This window comes from Leifsonia soli, from assembly GCF_013408745.1.
GTDB classification, from domain to species: Bacteria; Actinomycetota; Actinomycetes; order Actinomycetales; family Microbacteriaceae; genus Leifsonia; species Leifsonia soli.
Map to the genome: position 1 here is coordinate 3001468 of NZ_JACCBJ010000001.1, position 15750 is coordinate 3017217.

Annotated in this window: 14 protein-coding genes and 1 pseudogene; 5 read left to right on the forward strand and 10 right to left on the reverse strand. The window is 68.6% G+C overall.

Translation table 11 applies throughout. From position 1 onward, the window contains the following. Positions 1 to 16: 16 nt before the first annotated feature. A complete protein-coding gene (locus BJ963_RS14510) occupies positions 17 to 502 on the reverse strand; it encodes a MarR family winged helix-turn-helix transcriptional regulator (protein WP_157696997.1) in 486 nt (161 codons plus the stop codon). 183 nt (positions 503 to 685) lie between these two features. Here BJ963_RS14510 and BJ963_RS14515 point away from each other — a divergent pair, with 183 nt between their 5' ends. Next, on the forward strand, positions 686 to 2389 hold the full coding sequence (locus tag BJ963_RS14515; protein ID WP_179457314.1) for an FAD-dependent oxidoreductase: 1704 nt from the start codon (positions 686 to 688) through the stop codon (positions 2387 to 2389). 111 nt (positions 2390 to 2500) lie between these two features. After that, the gene (locus tag BJ963_RS14520) at positions 2501 to 3337 is read left to right on the forward strand and encodes an alpha/beta fold hydrolase (RefSeq protein WP_179457315.1); all 837 of its coding nucleotides are present in this window, start codon (positions 2501 to 2503) and stop codon (positions 3335 to 3337) included. Positions 3338 to 3402: 65 nt separating this feature from the next. Here BJ963_RS14520 and BJ963_RS19265 read toward each other — a convergent pair whose 3' ends face one another. The 9 genes and pseudogenes from BJ963_RS19265 to BJ963_RS14565 all read right to left on the reverse strand — a co-directional run bounded on the left by BJ963_RS19265 (position 3403) and on the right by BJ963_RS14565 (position 10691). Beyond that, positions 3403 to 4128, reverse strand: a complete 726-nt coding sequence (locus BJ963_RS19265) for a Type 1 glutamine amidotransferase-like domain-containing protein (protein ID WP_179457316.1) — start codon at positions 4126 to 4128, stop codon at positions 3403 to 3405. A 118-nt stretch (positions 4129 to 4246) separates the two neighbouring features. Continuing rightward, a pseudogene (locus tag BJ963_RS14530) lies at positions 4247 to 4555 on the reverse strand (YbhB/YbcL family Raf kinase inhibitor-like protein); the annotation flags it as partial. Positions 4556 to 4609: 54 nt separating this feature from the next. Beyond that, on the reverse strand, positions 4610 to 5005 hold the full coding sequence (locus tag BJ963_RS14535; protein WP_179457317.1) for a hypothetical protein: 396 nt from the start codon (positions 5003 to 5005) through the stop codon (positions 4610 to 4612). 450 nt (positions 5006 to 5455) lie between these two features. After that, a complete protein-coding gene (dnaB, locus tag BJ963_RS14540; RefSeq protein ID WP_179457318.1) occupies positions 5456 to 6829 on the reverse strand; it encodes a replicative DNA helicase in 1374 nt (457 codons plus the stop codon). Between the two features lie 462 nt (positions 6830 to 7291). Beyond that, positions 7292 to 7744, reverse strand: a complete 453-nt coding sequence (gene rplI / locus BJ963_RS14545) for a 50S ribosomal protein L9 (RefSeq protein WP_018189011.1) — start codon at positions 7742 to 7744, stop codon at positions 7292 to 7294. An 11-nt stretch (positions 7745 to 7755) separates the two neighbouring features. Then, the gene (gene rpsR, locus BJ963_RS14550; protein WP_018189012.1) at positions 7756 to 8019 is read right to left on the reverse strand and encodes a 30S ribosomal protein S18; all 264 of its coding nucleotides are present in this window, start codon (positions 8017 to 8019) and stop codon (positions 7756 to 7758) included. A gap of 81 nt (positions 8020 to 8100) precedes the next feature. Beyond that, on the reverse strand, positions 8101 to 8613 hold the full coding sequence (locus BJ963_RS14555) for a single-stranded DNA-binding protein (RefSeq protein WP_089916084.1): 513 nt from the start codon (positions 8611 to 8613) through the stop codon (positions 8101 to 8103). Positions 8614 to 8617: 4 nt separating this feature from the next. Further along, positions 8618 to 8989: a 30S ribosomal protein S6 gene (rpsF, locus tag BJ963_RS14560; RefSeq protein ID WP_018189014.1), complete on the reverse strand. Its 372-nt coding sequence runs from the start codon at positions 8987 to 8989 to the stop codon at positions 8618 to 8620. Between the two features lie 277 nt (positions 8990 to 9266). Beyond that, positions 9267 to 10691 carry a CCA tRNA nucleotidyltransferase gene (locus tag BJ963_RS14565; RefSeq protein ID WP_179457319.1) on the reverse strand — a complete coding sequence of 475 codons (1425 nt, stop codon included), beginning with the start codon at positions 10689 to 10691 and terminating at the stop codon, positions 9267 to 9269. A gap of 95 nt (positions 10692 to 10786) precedes the next feature. Here BJ963_RS14565 and BJ963_RS14570 point away from each other — a divergent pair, with 95 nt between their 5' ends. The 3 genes from BJ963_RS14570 to trxB all read left to right on the forward strand — a co-directional run bounded on the left by BJ963_RS14570 (position 10787) and on the right by trxB (position 15749). Next, positions 10787 to 13078, forward strand: a complete 2292-nt coding sequence (locus BJ963_RS14570; protein WP_218857095.1) for a DUF6049 family protein — start codon at positions 10787 to 10789, stop codon at positions 13076 to 13078. Beyond that, a complete protein-coding gene (murJ, locus tag BJ963_RS14575; protein WP_179457320.1) occupies positions 13071 to 14678 on the forward strand; it encodes a lipid II flippase MurJ in 1608 nt (535 codons plus the stop codon). The genes BJ963_RS14570 and murJ overlap by 8 nt, the downstream gene beginning before the upstream one ends. Positions 14679 to 14762: 84 nt before the next feature. Beyond that, entirely contained in the window at positions 14763 to 15749 is a 987-nt protein-coding gene (gene trxB, locus BJ963_RS14580; protein ID WP_089916073.1) for a thioredoxin-disulfide reductase, read from the forward strand. Position 15750: the final 1 nt, after the last annotated feature.

A 15750-nucleotide genomic window follows, 5' to 3' on the forward strand; every position in this document is an offset into this window, starting at 1 on the left:
CAGCGATCCGGCCGCGCTACGGAGCGAGGTCCTCCGGGATGAGGCCGCCGGTCTCCTCCCCGCGCAGATGCAGCTGAAGCGCGCCCAGGATGCGGTGGGCCTGCTCGACCTGCTCCCGGGTCAGCGGGGCGATCGACGCCTCGACGATCATGTCGTTCTGAGCCTGCGAGACCTCGCGGAGGAGGGCCCGGCCCTGCTCGGTGATGCGCGCGAGCACGCCGCGCTCGTCCCCGGGGGCGATGACCCGCTCCGCCAGCCCGGCCTTCTCCAGCTGGGCGAGCTGGTAGGTCAGCCCGCTGGGGGTGCTGACGAGCTTCTTCGCCAGCTCTGTCATGCGCAGCTCGCCGCCGGCGTTGCGCAGACGGATCAGGACCTCGTACTGGGTGTACTTGATGCCGGTGTGCTCGCGCGTCGCGCGATCCGCTCTCCGCTCGAGCAGCTTGCCGACGTCGATGAGCCGTTCGAACACGGCCAGCTCGATGGAATCGACCAACTCAGCCATCACGATCCCCTGTCCCACGACGCATGCCGATGCTCGCCTGCCTTCCGACCGCGACAATGCTATCGACCGGTCGTGGGAGACGCAGCCGAGCCCGGGCTTCCAAGGTTCGCAGGCTTCCGACGTTCGCAGGCTTCCGACGTTCGCAGGATGTCGCGGGCCTTCGCGCGACCTAAGCTCTGCGGCGTGGACTCCGAAGGCGACCGTCAGCAGGAGGTCTTCCGCGCTCCGGCGGGAACCGCGGCCAACCCGGTGCTGACGCCGGCCGAGATGGCGGGGATCGCGGCGCTCGGTCTGACGCACTCCTTCCGCGCGGGCGAGTACCTCTTCCAGGCCGGCGACGCCGACATCGACTTCTTCGTGATCGAGGAGGGGGAGGTCGACGTCGTCCAAGAGGCGACCGCCGACTCTCCGGAGCGGGTGGTGTCGCGCTGGCAGGCCGGTGAGTTCCTGGGCGAGCTGAACATGCTCAACGGCCAGCGTTCGCTGCTCAGCGCGCGCATGATCCGGCCGGGCCTGGTCCGGCGCATCCCTCTCGCTTCGCTCAGGCGCCGCATGGCGGCCGACCATGCCATCGCCGATACGCTCCTGTCCGCGTTCCGCGCCAGACGGCGCCTCCTGATGAGCACCGCGGACATGACGCTTCAGATCGTCGGCGTCGAGGGGTCGCCGGATGCGATGGCCCTTCGCCGCTACGTGGCCCGGATGGAGCTTCCGCACCGCTGGGTGGACGCACGGACGGAGGCGGGCCGCTCTGCGCTGCAGGTGTGCGGAGTGGTGGAGGACGAGCTCCCGGTCGTCATCACCCGTGGGGGCGTGCACCGCCGGGCGGCCCCGGCGCAGCTCGCGGAAGCTCTCGGGCTCTCCTTCCGCGCCCGAGGCGGTGCCGGCAGCCGCTTCGACCTGGTGGTGATCGGGGCGGGGCCCGCCGGGCTCGCCGCCGGGATCTACGGGGCCTCGGAGGGCCTGTCGACGCTGGTGCTGGATGAGCTCGCTCCCGGCGGCCAGGCGGCCTCGAGCTCGCGCATCGAGAACTACCTCGGGTTCCCCGACGGCCTCTCCGGTGCCGACCTCACCGAGCTGGCCGCGCTGCAGGCTCTGAAGTTCGGTGTGCGGTTCTCGGCGCCGACCCGAGTGATCGCGCTGTCGACCGGATCGGATGCCGTACGGATCGAGCTCGACAGCGGGGATGCCGTGCACGCGGGGGCCGTGATCGTCGCAACGGGCGCACAGTATCGGCGCCTTCCGCTCGACCGGTGGGCCGAGTTCGAGGGAGGAAGCATCTTCTTCGCCGCGACCGAGCTGGAGGCCCGCTCCTGCGGAGCTCGGCCCGTCGCCGTCGTGGGCGGCGCGAACTCGGCCGGGCAGGCCGCTCTCTTCCTCGCCGATCAGGGCAGTCGCGTCCACCTCATCGTCCGGGGGCCGTCGGTCCGCGCGGAGATGTCCGCGTACCTCGTGGACCGCGTGCTCGGCCATCCCCGGATCGACGTCCTCACCTCCACGCAGGTGACCCGCCTGCACGGACGCTCACAGCTGGACGCCATGACGGTGACAACGGCGGACGGCGGGTCGCAACGGATCGATGCGGCCGGCTTGTTCTGCTTCATCGGCGCGCACCCGGGCACGGAATGGATCTCGGCCGCGGAACGCGACGACAGCGGCTTCCTGCTCACCGACGCCGACATCCCGGCCGTCGGCCCTGCTTGGCAGGCTCTGAACCGCCGGCCGCTCCCATTCGAGACGAGCCTGCCGCGCGTCTTCGCCGCGGGCGACGTACGCCACGGCTCGATGAAGCGGGTCGCGGCAGCGGTCGGGGAGGGATCGAGCGCCGTCGCCTCCGTGCACCGTGTCCTGGCACGGGATGCGGTCGCACCTTCTGGACAAAAGTAGGACCCCGAACGAGGGGTGCGAGCCGTAGTGTGAGAACGCTCTCCGCTATCGCCACGAGCATCCACACCGTCGCCCCGCGCATCCCGGTGCGACATGAACCGGAGGTCGAACATGCCCTTTGTGACCACAGAAGACGGCGCCGAAATCTACTACAAGGACTGGGGCAGCCACGACGCCCAGCCCATCATGTTCCACCACGGCTGGCCCCTGTCCGCCGATGACTGGGACGCCCAGATGCTCTACTTCCTCGGGAAGGGCTTCCGCGTGATCGCCAGCGACCGCCGCGGCCACGGCCGCTCGACGCAGATCAGCACCGGGCACGACATGGACCACTACGCCAGCGACGCCTCGGCCGTCGTCGAGCACCTCGACCTGCGCAACGCCATCCACATCGGGCACTCGACCGGTGGCGGTCAGGTCGCGCGCTACGTCGCGAAGTACGGAGAGCCCCAGGGCCGCGTCGCGAAGGCCGTGCTGGTCTCGTCGGTGCCCCCGCTGATGGTGCAGACCGAGGCCAACCCGGAGGGAACCCCGATCTCGGTGTTCGACGGCTTCCGTGCGGCGCTGGCCGCGAACCGTGCCGAGTTCTTCCAGGCCGTGGCGTCCGGCCCGTTCTACGGTTTCAACCGTCCGGGTGTCACCGTTTCGGAGCCCGTGGTCGCCAACTGGTGGCGTCAGGGGATGATGGGCAGCGCCCTCGCCCACTACGAGGGCATCAAGGCCTTCTCCGAGACCGACCAGACGGAGGACCTGAAGGCGATCTCGGTGCCGGTGCTGGTCACGCAGGGCGACGACGACCAGATCGTCCCCTACAAGGACGCGTCGATCAAGCAGGCCGAGCTCCTGCAGAACGCGACCTTGAAGATCTACGAGGGCTACCCGCACGGAATGCTGACGACGCACGCCGACGTCATCAACCCCGACATCCTCGCCTTCATCCAGCAGTAACCCGGCTCACGCATTCGCCGACGGCGCACCCAGGGTCTCCCGGGGTGCGCCGTTGGCGTTCGCCGTCACGCGCCGATCGTCGAGACCAGCACGCCGCCCTCGATCGGCAGCGCCCGCCAGACGCTGCCCGCGCCTTCGACCCGGAGCGCGCCGTCGCCCACGATCAGGGCCGTGCGCTCGTCGATGCCGAGCCCGCCCGCGATCAGCCCGGATTCGACGGCCGCGACCAGCCGGGACAGCATGCCGCGCTGGGCGACATGCACGTCGATGGCCACATCGACGAGACCGATTCCGGTCTCGATCTGAAGCTCCTCGCCCGCTTCGTCGGGGTCTTCGGGGGACACGACCACACCGCCGATGCGCGAGCCGCCGCCGAGCGAGCCCTCCGCCGCAACCATCGCACCGGCTGAGACGCCGAGGTAGGGCACGCCGCCGGAGACCTGCCGGCGCAACTCACCGAACACCGGTTCGAGCCCGGCGCGCACCTCCTCGACGATGCCGCCCCCCACCGCGATGCCGTCGACATCGGCGATCGCGCCGAGCTCGATCGGCTCCCCGGCCCGCCCGGCGGTCAGGAGCAGCTCGATCGTGGTCCCCGCCGCCGCCTCGACCAGGAGCTCGCCGAGCGCCGCCGCCTTCTCCTCGGCCTCGGGATGCAGGGAGATCACCGCGATCCGCGGCCGCGTGCGCCCCGCCTCCGTCGCTCGCAGCGACGCCTCGGCGACGAACGGCGCGTAGAGCGGGGCATCAGCGATCGTGGTCGCGCCGCCGCCGATGAGGTGCACGCTCACGCCGCACCCTCCCCGGCTGCGATCGGATGCAACGGGGCCGCGTCGTGCGCATCGAAGATCATCGGAAAAGGCTACCCGAGCCGGAATCGGGCGGATGACCGGTGGTTCCCGGCGCGGTTCAGGAAGCTGCCGCGTCCGCCACCGGTTCAGGGGCGCCGTCGAGGCCGGTCTGGGTGAGTCCGACCAGCTGGGCCCGTCCGATGATGTGCGGTCTCAGGCGTAGCCCGATGATCGCGGGGGTCACATCGGCGGTCACCTCGAGACTAGGGACGTCGAGGGCGCTGAGGGTGTAGACGTACCGGTGCGGCCCGCTCCCGGCCGGCGGGGCAGCGCCGATGAAGACATCCGTTCCGTACTCGTTCCGCCGGCGGGTTGCTCCGGCAGGAAGCAGGGCGTCGTCGGTGCCCGCTCCTCGAGGAAGTCTCGTCGGCGAGGGTGGTGGCGAAGCTCAGCTACCTGCGCGCTGAGACGCCGATCCCGCTCAGCTTGTTGGCCTACCCATGGCGTACGTCAACGAGTGAATTCGTGACGCTATTTCGTCCGACGAGTATGACCGGAGGCTCGGCTTGATCGGCGTGAGGACGATCGCGGCTAACTCGCCAAGGCGCTTGATCTTCAACGCGGGTCGAGTCACGACGCCCAGCCTTGATGTGGCAACCTCCAACTCGAGCACGCCTGCGAGTGGAATCAAGGTCAGTAACCGAGGGTCACCGATGCCGACGAACAGTCGGATCCCCGCCGCGCCGACATCGACCACCGCGTAACGGACTCCGGAAAGCGTGGACAGGTCAACGCCCAGGCGAGTCCACTGATCGTCCGTTACGGCGACGAGCAGCTGTTCGTGCGCCGGATTGGCTGCACGGACCTTGGCAACCATCCTTCGGAGGCTTACGGCTAGTGCGAGATACACGAGAACCGCCACCACCGCCACGGAAGCGACACCCCACAAATAAGGTCGCCACCGGCCGATTTGCGGTGCCGCGATCATCGACGCAACCGTCATCACAAGACCGATTCCGACGAGGGCGTAGACAACTATTCGCGGTCGAAGACTCACTGGTTACCGCCCCACTGGTTAGTCCGGGGCCTTAGGCCCGAAAGCTACAAACATGCCGCCGAGACAGCCCGTCCCCGTGACGAAGGCCGAACAGTTGATAGCCGTCGACGCTCCCGAGGCTACAATCGGAACGATCTTCACCTGTCCGTCGAGGGCGTTGCCTTAGCTTGAGAAGACGGGCGGAGCTGCTGCACCGTTCGTCCCTTGCCAGCATCGGTCAACATTCAGGCGGATTTGCCAATTTCGGCGCGGAGCCTACAGACAGTCGGATCAGATCGGGGCCATGTCGGTGAAGCGTGAGTACATGCCCTGGAAGGCGACCGTCACCGTTCGCGTGGGGCCGTTGCGGTGCTTGGCGACGATGAGGTCGGCCTCGCCGGCGCGGGGGTTGTCCTTCTCGTAGGCGGACTCGCGGTGCAGCAGGATGACGACGTCGGCGTCCTGCTCGATCGAGCCGGACTCGCGGAGGTCGCTCAGGGCGGGGAGCTTGTCCGCGCGCTGCTCGGGACCACGGTTCAGCTGCGACAGGGCGATGACCGGCACCTGGAGCTCCTTGGCGAGGAGCTTGAGGGCACGCGAGAACTCGCTGACCTCCTGCTGACGGCTCTCGACGCGCTTGCCGCTGGTCATGAGCTGCAGGTAGTCGATGATCACCATCTTGAGGCCGACGCGCTGCTTGAGGCGGCGGCACTTGGCGCGGATCTCGACCAGGGTCATGTTCGGGCTGTCGTCGATGTACAGCGGAGCGTCGTTGATGCGGCCGCGGGTGGAGGCGATGGTCGTCCAGTCGCGGTTGTCGACCGTTCCCTTGCGCATGTTCTGGAGCGGGACGGTCGCCTCGGCCGAGAGGAGGCGCATGGCGATCTCGCTTCGGCCCATCTCGAGCGAGAAGAAGATGGTGGGCATGTCGTGCTTGATCGCCGCGGCGCGGGCGAAGTCGAGCGCGAGCGTCGACTTTCCGAGCGCGGGTCGCGCGGCGACGATGACCATCTGGCCGGGGTGGAGCCCGTTGGTCAGCTCGTCCAGCTCGGCGAAGCCGGTCGGAACGCCGGTCATCGAGCCGTCCTTGTGCTTCGCCGCCTCGATCTCGTCGATCGCGACGGTGACCGCCTCGGTCAGCGGGACGTAGTCCTCGGTCTCCTGGGTGCCGGTGACGGAGTAGATCTCGGCCTGCGCGTTGTTGACGAGGTCGAGCACCTCGCCCTCGGCCTTGTAGCCCATCTGCGTGATGCGCGTGCCGGCCTCGACGAGCCGGCGGAGCAGCGCCTTCTCACCGACGATGTTGGCGTAGTAGCCCGCGTTGGCCGCGGTCGGGACGAGGCTGGTCAGGGTGTGGAGGTACTCGGCGCCCCCGGCGCGGGAGAGCTCGCCGATCTTGGTCAGCTCGTCGGTGACCGTGATGACGTCGGTCGGCTCTCCGTGCGAGTAGAGCGCCAGGATCGCGTCGTAGATGATCTCGTGCTTGGGGATGTAGAAGTCGGTGCCGCGGATGACCTCGACGACGTCGGCGACGGCATCCTTGCTGAGCAGCATGCCGCCGAGGGCGCTCTGCTCGGCGAGGAGATCGTGCGGCGGAGTGCGCTCCGGGGAGCGGGTGTCACCCTGGTCACGACCGTCGGCGAGACCGATATGGGCGATCGACACATTCACTCCTCTACTGGTCAGGTGCCTCCGGGCACGACGAGGCCGTCGCGGGCTCGTCCAGCGCTTCCGCGTGGACGCGTTCCCTCGGGTCGATTGTCGGGACGACCTCCGACATTTGCCGCTCTTCGCGGCTGTCGTCCGTCGACGTCGATCAACCCTACGAAGCCCCGTCCACGCCCACAACTCAGCCTGTGGATAAAACTGGGGAGAATGTGGGCGAAACGCCGTAGAGCGTGTGTAAAAGGTGTGTGGAACTCTGTGGAGAAAGAAGAACTTCGGTGGAGTAAAGTCCACCTGATCTGCTCTTTTAGTTTCCCCAGCCTGTGTGTAAAAACTTCCTTGAACCCTGTGTTCAAGCTTGCTCGCATTGCGACCGAACCTGTGTACAGAACTGAGGAAATCAGCCTTAACCAGAGGTAGCGGCGGGCCTTCGCCCGCCGCTACACTTCTGCTTCGTCGCGCCTACTTGGCAGCGACCACCTGGAGGCTGATGACGGCCGAGAGGTCGTCGTGCAGCCGCACGGTCGCCTCGTGGTCGCCGACGACCTTGATGGGGTTCGGAAGCTCGATCTTGCGCTTGTCGAGCTCGCCGATGCCGGCCGCCTTGACGGCGTCCGCGACATCGCCGGTCTTGACCGAACCGAACAGACGGCCCTCGCGGCCCGCCTTGACGGTCAGCTTGACCTTGGTCGCCTCGAGCTTGGCCTTGAGGTCCTGGGCCTGCTCGACGGTGTGCAGCTCGCGGGCGGCACGGGCCGCCTTGATCTGCTCGACCTGCTTCTCGCCACCACGGGACCACGCGATCGCGAAGCCCTGCGGGACGAGGTAGTTGCGCGCGTAGCCGTTCTTGACGTCGACGACGTCACCGGCAGAGCCGAGGCCGGTGACCTCGTGCGTGAGAATAACCTTCGACATGTCGTTGCTCCTTAGCGGCCAGAGCCGGCGTAGGGGAGGAGCGCCATCTCGCGCGCGTTCTTGACCGCGCGGGCGATGAGGCGCTGCTCCTGGACGGAGACACCGGTGATGCGACGGGCGCGGATCTTTCCACGCTCCGAGATGAACTTACGCAGGGTGGCGACGTCCTTGTAATCGATGACGCCGACGCGAACGGACTTCGCGGGGGCGGCGTTCTTGCCGTCCTTGCCCTTGCGGATCGGCTTGCGGCGGTCGCCGCTCGACTTTCCAGCCATGGTTTCCTTTGCTTTCCGCCCGGCCCGGCCTCCGGCCGGCGGGCTGATGATGTGTGCCCCTCTGCGGAGGAGCGAGTCTCGTTAGAAGGGGGTCTCGTCGTTGTAGGAGCCCGGAGTGTTCCAGACATCCGCACCGGCGGAGGGGTCCGCCGGAGCCGATGCGGCCCACGGCTCCTCGACAGCAGGCGCACCGCCGCCGAAGCCACCCGCGCTTCGTCCGCCTCCGGACGACTGCGTGCGGGTGATCTGAGCGGTGGCGTAGCGCAGCGACGGGCCGATCTCGTCGATCTCGAGCTCGATGCTGGTGCGCTTCTCGCCTTCCTTCGTCTCGTAGGAGCGCTGCTTGAGGCGGCCCTGCGCGATGACGCGCGACCCCTTGGTCAGCGAACCCGCGACGTGCTCCGCGAACTCGCGCCAGACGCTGGCGCGGAGGAACAGAGCCTCACCGTCCTTCCACTCGTTCGCCTGACGGTCGAACGTGCGGGGGGTGGACGCGATGGTGAAGTTGGCGACAGCCAGCCCGTTCTGCGTGTAGCGCAGCTCGGGATCGGCGGTGAGGTTCCCCACCACGGTGATGACGGTCTCGCCGGCCATGGGACTAGGCGCCGGCCTTCTCGGAGGTGGCAGCCTTGCGGGCGGCCTTCTCGTCGGCACGCTTCTGAGCGGCGGCGACCTGAGCGATCGCCTCCTCTGCGCGGAGGACCTTGGTGCGCATGACGGCCTCGCTGAGCTTCAGCTGGCGGTCGAGCTCCTTGGTCGTGTCGCCCTCAGCGGTGAGCTGGACGACGGCGTAGATGCCCTCGGACTTCTTGTTGATCTCGTAAGCCAGGCGACGACGTCCCCAGATGTCGACGTTGTCGATCGTTCCACCGTCGTTACGGACGACGTTGAGGAACTTGTCAAGGCTCGGAGCCACGGTGCGCTCATCGATCTCGGGATCGAGGATGACCATCAACTCGTACTGATGCATGACTAACCCACCTCCTCTGGTCTCAGCGGCTGCAGACGTTCTGCAGCAGGAGGGTGTCATAGACGCGCCCAGGGCAGGACTCTGCCCGGGCAACTTCCCTAGCGTAACGGATGCGGGTGCGGGGCGCCAGCCGGCGGTGATCTCGGTCATGCCTCCACCCTCGCCGGACCGTCGCATCCACGGGCCTAGGAGGCTGGATCTGTGGACGGTCCTGAGACCGGACGACCTGTGGACGGAATCGCTCAGACCGCGGGGGAGCGGGCACCCGGGCGCCGGCTCAGCGGCTCTCCCACCAGGTGAGGAGCCGCCGCGTGGCCTCCTCTTCGCCCAGAGGACCTTCGTCCAGCCGGAGCTCGAGGAGGAACCGCATCGCCTGACCCACGTCTCGGCCCGGGCGGATGCCGAGGATGCTCATCACCTGCTCGCCGTTCAGATCGGGACGGACCGCATCCATCTCCTCCTGCTCGCGGAGCTCGCGGATGCGCGTCTCGAGATCGTCGTAGGCGAAGCCCAGACGGTCCGCCTTCCGCCGGTTCCGCGTCGTGACGTCGGCCCGCGTGAGCATGTGCAGCCGCTCGAGCTCCGGGCCCGCGTCGCGGACGTACCGGCGCACCGCCGAGTCGGTCCAGTGCGCGTCGGCGTAGCCGAAGAACCGCAGGTGCAGCTCGATCAGCCGGGCGACGGAGTCGATGGTCGACTTGTCGAACCGCAGGGCGGTCAGCCGCTTCTTCGCGAGCTTCGCGCCGACCAGGTCGTGATGGTAGAAGCTGACGGCACCGCCCGGCTCGAAGCGCCGGGTCGCGGGCTTGCCGATGTCGTGGAGGATGGCCGCCAGCCGCAGCACCAGATCGGGCGCCTCGCCGGGATGCCGCTCCTTCTCATATCCGATCGCCTGGTCCAGCACGGTGAGGCTGTGCTGGTACACGTCCTTGTGGTGGTGGTGCTCGTCGGCTTCGAGCCGGAGCGCGGGGATCTCGGGGATCACCTCATCCGCCAGGCCGGTCTCGACGAGGAGTTCGAGCCCGCGGCGCGGTTCGTCGGCCATCAGCAGCTTGCTCAGTTCGTCCCGCACCCGCTCGGCGCTGACGATCTCGATCCGGTCGGCCATCGACGACATGGCCTCACGGGTGGCCTCATCGACCGTGAAGCCCAGCTGAGCGGTGAAGCGCGCTGCGCGCATCATCCGCAGCGGGTCGTCGCCGAAGGAGATCTGGGGGCTGCTCGGCGTGGTGATCACCCCGGCGATGAGGTCCTCCACGCCGCTGGACGGATCCACCAGCCGCACTTCCGGCAACCGGAGCGCCAGGGCGTTGACGGTGAAGTCCCGGCGCATGAGGTCGCCCTCGAGGGTGTCGCCGAACTCCACCTCGGGCTTGCGGGTGGTGCCGTCGTAGCTGTCGCTGCGGTACGTGGTGATCTCCACGGTGTCGTCACCGAGTCGCGCGCCGATCGTTCCGTACTTGCGGCCGACGTCCCAGACCGCGTCGGCGATGGGCGCGACCACCCGCGCGATGTCGTCGGGCCGGGCGTCCGTCGTGAAGTCGAGGTCGTGCACAGCACGGCCGAGCAGGGCATCACGGACGGGCCCCCCGACCAGGGCCAGCTCATGCCCCGCGGCTTGGAACGCGTCGGCGAGACGGGCGACCGACGGCGTGCGCGCGAGGTCGCCGAGACGTTCGAGTGATTCGGCGACGCTCTGCATGGTGCCCCAGTTTAACGGCCCCGCTCGCCGGCCTCTCAGCGGGCGGCCTCTACAATCGACCACATGGAGGCCGAGTCGGGATCGCGCGTCGACGCATGACGGCAACCTCCCCCACCCTCCGAAGGGGTGCGTCGCTCCGCGCCCGTCTGCGCGTGGCGTCGGCGGCGCTCGCCGTCGGGGCGCTCGCCGTCCTCGCCGGCGTGGTGCACCCGTCGGGGGCCGCGGTCGCAGCCGGACCGACACGGGCGGCGGCCGGTGCAGCGCTGACCGCATCCATCACGGCCGACGACGCGGGAGTCCTGACACCCGGCAAGGACCTGGGAGTGTCGGTCACGGTGTCCAATCCGACGGACACCGCTTTCGAGTCGGGAACCGTGTCCCTCTGGGTCGACCCCGCAGCGCAGAACGATCGCTCCGCGCTCGCCTCCTGGCTGTCCTCGACGGACCCCGTCTCTGGAGCCGTCGACCTCGGCACCGCGCAGCTGAACACGCTGGAACCAGGATCGAGCGCCGTCGTTCGCGTCAGCGCGCCGGCCGCCTCCCTCCCGTTCGCCGGACGGACGACCTCTGCGGTCTTCGGGATCGGCGCAACGGTGGATGCCGGATCGTCGGACACCACGGCACGCGGCTCGGTCGTCTGGTACCCGGGCGGCACCGCCAAGCAGGCGAGCGTCAACGTCGCGCTCCCGATCGTGACCCCGTCCGGCACGAACGGCATCATCCCGGCCGACGATCTGGCGACCTACACGGCTCCCAACGGCATCCTCACGCGTGAGCTCGACGGCCTGTCGGGCCACACCACCGTCACGGTCGGCATCGACCCGATGATCATCGCCTCGATCCGGGTGCTCGGCAACGCCGCCCCGGCGAGCGCCGTCGACTGGCTCGGGCGCCTCGCCGACCTGCCCAACGAAACCTTCTCGCTGGGTTACGGTGATGCCGACCCGGCCGGGCAGATCCAGGCGGGCCTCCCGGCACCGCTGCAGCCGACCTCGCTCGCCTATGCGATCGACCCGAAGAACTTCACGCCGGCGCCGACGCCCGTGGGCGAGCCGGCCACCGCATCGCCCACCCCCGCTCCGAAGACCTCGTCCACGACCCCCAGCCCCACCCCGACGACCACCCCCGGGCCCGTCCTGCCGACGATGGATGAGCTGCTGGCCTGGGACTACACCCTCACCGGCGTCGCCTGGCCGGGCGACAAGACGGTGCGTCGAGCCGACCTTCCGCCTCTCGCGGCCGCCGGTCTGAAGACCACCATCGTGTCGGGCAGCAACACCAACGCCGCCGACCTCGGCACCACTCCGAACGCGACTCTGAGCTCCGGCGACACCCGCATCCTGGCCTCCGACCAGCCGCTCAGCGACGCTCTGCGGCAGGCGATCTCGGCGCCGAGCGACGTCGCGTGGAACTCCGCCATGTCGAAGGTGAACGCCCAACTCGAACTCATCGCGCAGGAATCGGGCGACGCACGCCGCCTCCTCGTCGCCCTCGACCGTTCCTGGCCGTCGAGCGGAACCCAGTTCGAACGAACACTCAACGCCCTGTTCTCCTCGCCGTGGTCGGCCCCTGCCTCCTTCCGTTCCGTCGCGGGCGCACCGCAGACCTCCGGCTTCGACCTGGTCGACGCGCCGGAGAGCGCCGATCGCATCACCGACATCAGCGCTCTCGTCCAGGACGAAGGCGCACTGGGGCAGTTCGCCACCGTGCTCGACGACCCGACGACGCTGACCGGCCGCACGCGCTCCGATCTGCTCGCCGTCCTCGCGGTCTCGTGGCTGAACCCGCGGACCGATTGGAACGCGGCCGTCGCGAAAGAGCGGGCGGCGACGACCAAGACGCTTCACTCCATCCGCATCCTGCCGACCGAGAACGTCAACCTCGTGAGCGCGCAAGGATCCATCCCCTTCACGGTCAGCAACGGGCTCACCGACGAAGCCGTGACCATCGTGCTGTCGGCCGCACCGTCGAACGGCCGGCTCGAGGTCGATCAGTCGACCACGAAGCGAATCGTGAAGGACTCGCGCGCGACCGTCCTCATCCCCGTCAAGGCGAAGGTCGGGAACGGCCAGGTCGTGCTGTCGCTGCATCTGTACAGCCCCACCGGCGTCCCGATCGGCGACCCCACCTCGGTGACGGTGGATGTGCACGCCGACTGGGAGGGCATCGGCGCGCTGATCTTCGGCATCCTGCTGGTGCTGCTCTTCGGTTTCGGGATCGTCCGCAACATCCTGCGTCGCCGGTCGAAGCGCGCGGAGGACGCCGCCGATGGGGCCGCCGATGCGGCCGGCTCGGAAGCGCCCGCCGAGAGCGACACGGATGTAACCAGGTCAGAGGGTTCAGATGGCTCCAGTACGCCGTCCCCGGAGGAGCGGCCCGGTGGCTAGCATCGGCCGCGCGAGTGCGCTGCTCGCCTCCGGCACCCTGGTGTCGCGCCTCCTCGGCTTCGCGAAGGCGTGGCTGCTGGTGCAGGCGATCGGCGCGATCAGCTTCGCCGCCAACGCCTACGGCACGGCGACGTACGTGCCGAACAGCATCTACGCGATCATCGCGCAGGGCATCCTCAACGCGATCCTCGTGCCGCAGATCGTCCGTGCTTCTGTCAACACCGACGGCGGTCGCGCGTACATCAACAAGCTCGTGACCCTCGGGATGGTCGTGTTCGCGGCCGTCGCCGTCGTCGCAACCTTCCTCGCCCCCGTCCTGGTGTCCATCGCCGGCGTCCGCGGCTCCCAGGCGGAGCTGGCCACCGCCTTCGCGTACTGGTCGCTGCCGCAGATCTTCTTCCTCGGCCTGTACACACTGCTGGGAGAGGTGCTGAACGCGCGCAAGTCGTTCGGTCCATTCACCTGGGCACCCGTCGTCAACAACGTGATCGCGATCGTGCTGCTCGGCGCGTTCATCCTCGCCTTCGGCACCTCGGCGTCGGGGAACCACGACAGCGGCTGGACCTTCGGGATGATCGCTCTCCTCGCCGGCGGCGCCACGCTCGGCGTCGCGGTGCAGGCGCTCATCCTCTTCGTCTTCTGGCGGCGGATCGGGCTGCGCTTCCGGTTCGACTTCGGCTGGCGCGGGGTGAATCTCGGCTCGGCGGGAAAGGCCGCGGGGTGGACGTTCGCCATGCTGATCGTCACCCAGCTGGCCGGGCTGGTCGAGGCGAACGTGTCGAACTCCGGCGGCGCCGCCTACGCGGGCCTCTTCGTCATGCAGAACGCCTGGCTGATCTTCATGCTCCCGCACGGCATCATCGCCGTCTCGATCGTGACCGCGTACTACACGCGGATGGCCGAGCACGCGCATCGAGGCGCCACGGCCGACTTCCGCGACGACTTCTCGTCAGCGGCACGGTCGATCATGTTCCTCATCGTCTTCTCGTCCGCCGCCCTGATCGTCACGGCCTTCCCGATCGCGCGGGTCTTCACGACCGACTACCAGGCCATGGGACTCGTGCTCATCGCCTACCTGATCGGGCTCGTGCCCTTCTCGCTCGTCTTCATGGCCCAGCGCGCCTTCTACTCGCTGGGCGACACGCGCACACCCTTCTTCTTCACGCTCGCGCAGGCCGGTGTCATCGTCTTCGGCGTACTGCTGTGCTTCCTCGTCCCGCCCGTGAGCCGTGCAGCCGCCGTCGCCCTCGTCGTCTCGTTCGCCGGCCTCGTCCAGGCGGTGCTGGCGTTCGCCCTCCTTCGCCGTCGCACCGGGGGAGTGGATGGGGCGCGCATCCTCGGCTCGCTGTGGCGCTTCGTCCTCGCCGCCCTCGCGGCCATCGCGGCAGGCGCCGGCTTCCTGATCATCCTCGGCGGTGTCGAGCAGGGCGCCTTCCCGGTGAGCGGCCCGATCGCGGCGGTCATCGCCACGGCGGTCGTCGGCGTCGTGATGCTGATCGTCTACGTCGGCTTCCTCGGGATGCTGCGATCCCCCGACCTCGAGGCCGGTCTCGCACCCATCCTGAACCGCGCCGGAGGGCGTTCTCGCGCGCCCAGGTGACACGGAATAGCATCCGCCTAGGATGTGTTCTACAGGTCGACGCCTCCAGACGAAGGTGTCGCGATCAGGTCAAGGAGTTCCGCCGTGCGGCAGATCATCATCATCGGTTCCGGCCCTGCCGGTTACACCGCGGCCATCTACGCGGCCCGCGCCAACCTGAAGCCGCTGCTGATCGCCTCCTCTGTCGAGGCCGGCGGCGAGCTGATGAACACCACTGAGGTCGAGAACTTCCCGGGCTTCCCGGAGGCCGTGATGGGCCCTGACCTCATGTTCAAGATGCAGGCGCAGGCCGAGAAGTTCGGAACCGAGATCGTCCTCGACGACGTCGTCTCCGTCGACCTGACCGGCGAGGTCAAGCGCGTCACGCTCGGCTCCGGCGCCGTTCACGAGGCTCTCGCCGTGATCTTCGCGACGGGCTCCGCGTACCGCAAGCTCGGCCTGGAGGACGAAGAGCGCCTCTCCGGCCACGGCGTCTCCTGGTGCGCCACCTGCGACGGCTTCTTCTTCCGTCAGCGCACGATCGCGGTCGTCGGCGGCGGCGACTCGGCGATGGAGGAGGCCACCTTCCTCACCCGCTTCGCCGACAAGGTCTACATCATCCACCGCCGCGACTCCCTGCGTGCCTCCAAGATCATGCAGGAGCGCGCGTTCGCCAACGACAAGATCGAGTTCATCTGGAACACCGAGGTCGTCGGCATCGGCGGCGACGAGCAGGTGCAGGATGTGAAGCTCCGCAACCTCGTCACCGGCGAGGAGAGCGAGCTGCAGCTGCACGGCCTGTTCATCGCGATCGGCAACGACCCCCGCGTCCACCTGGTGCACGGTCAGCTGGACCTGACCGCCGAGGGTACGATCGCGGTCGACGGGCGGAGCTCGAAGACCAACCTGCCCGGGGTTTTCGCCGCGGGCGACGTCATCGACCCGACCTACCGCCAGGCGGTCACCGCCGCCGCGTCCGGAACGGTGGCCGCGCTCGACGCGGAGCACTACCTGACGACGCTTCCCCAGAACTTGCTCGACAGCGCAGCGGATGGCGCGTCGGGCGATCTCGAACTCACGACCACCGCATAAG

Bases quoted from the DNA above. Each gene is read 5' to 3' on its own strand.
- rplI (WP_018189011.1), bottom strand. From the start codon at position 7,744: ATGTCGAAGGTTATTCTCACGCACGAGGTCACCGGCCTCGGCTCTGCC.
- rpsR (WP_018189012.1), bottom strand. From the start codon at position 8,019: ATGGCTGGAAAGTCGAGCGGCGACCGCCGCAAGCCGATCCGCAAGGGC.
- BJ963_RS14520 (WP_179457315.1), top strand. From the start codon at position 2,501: ATGCCCTTTGTGACCACAGAAGACGGCGCCGAAATCTACTACAAGGAC.
- BJ963_RS14535 (WP_179457317.1), bottom strand. From the start codon at position 5,005: ATGGTTGCCAAGGTCCGTGCAGCCAATCCGGCGCACGAACAGCTGCTC.
- rpsF (WP_018189014.1), bottom strand. From the start codon at position 8,989: ATGCATCAGTACGAGTTGATGGTCATCCTCGATCCCGAGATCGATGAG.
- BJ963_RS14565 (WP_179457319.1), bottom strand. From the start codon at position 10,691: ATGCAGAGCGTCGCCGAATCACTCGAACGTCTCGGCGACCTCGCGCGC.
- BJ963_RS14555 (WP_089916084.1), bottom strand. From the start codon at position 8,613: ATGGCCGGCGAGACCGTCATCACCGTGGTGGGGAACCTCACCGCCGAT.
- BJ963_RS14570 (WP_218857095.1), top strand. From the start codon at position 10,787: ATGACGGCAACCTCCCCCACCCTCCGAAGGGGTGCGTCGCTCCGCGCC.
- BJ963_RS14510 (WP_157696997.1), bottom strand. From the start codon at position 502: ATGGCTGAGTTGGTCGATTCCATCGAGCTGGCCGTGTTCGAACGGCTC.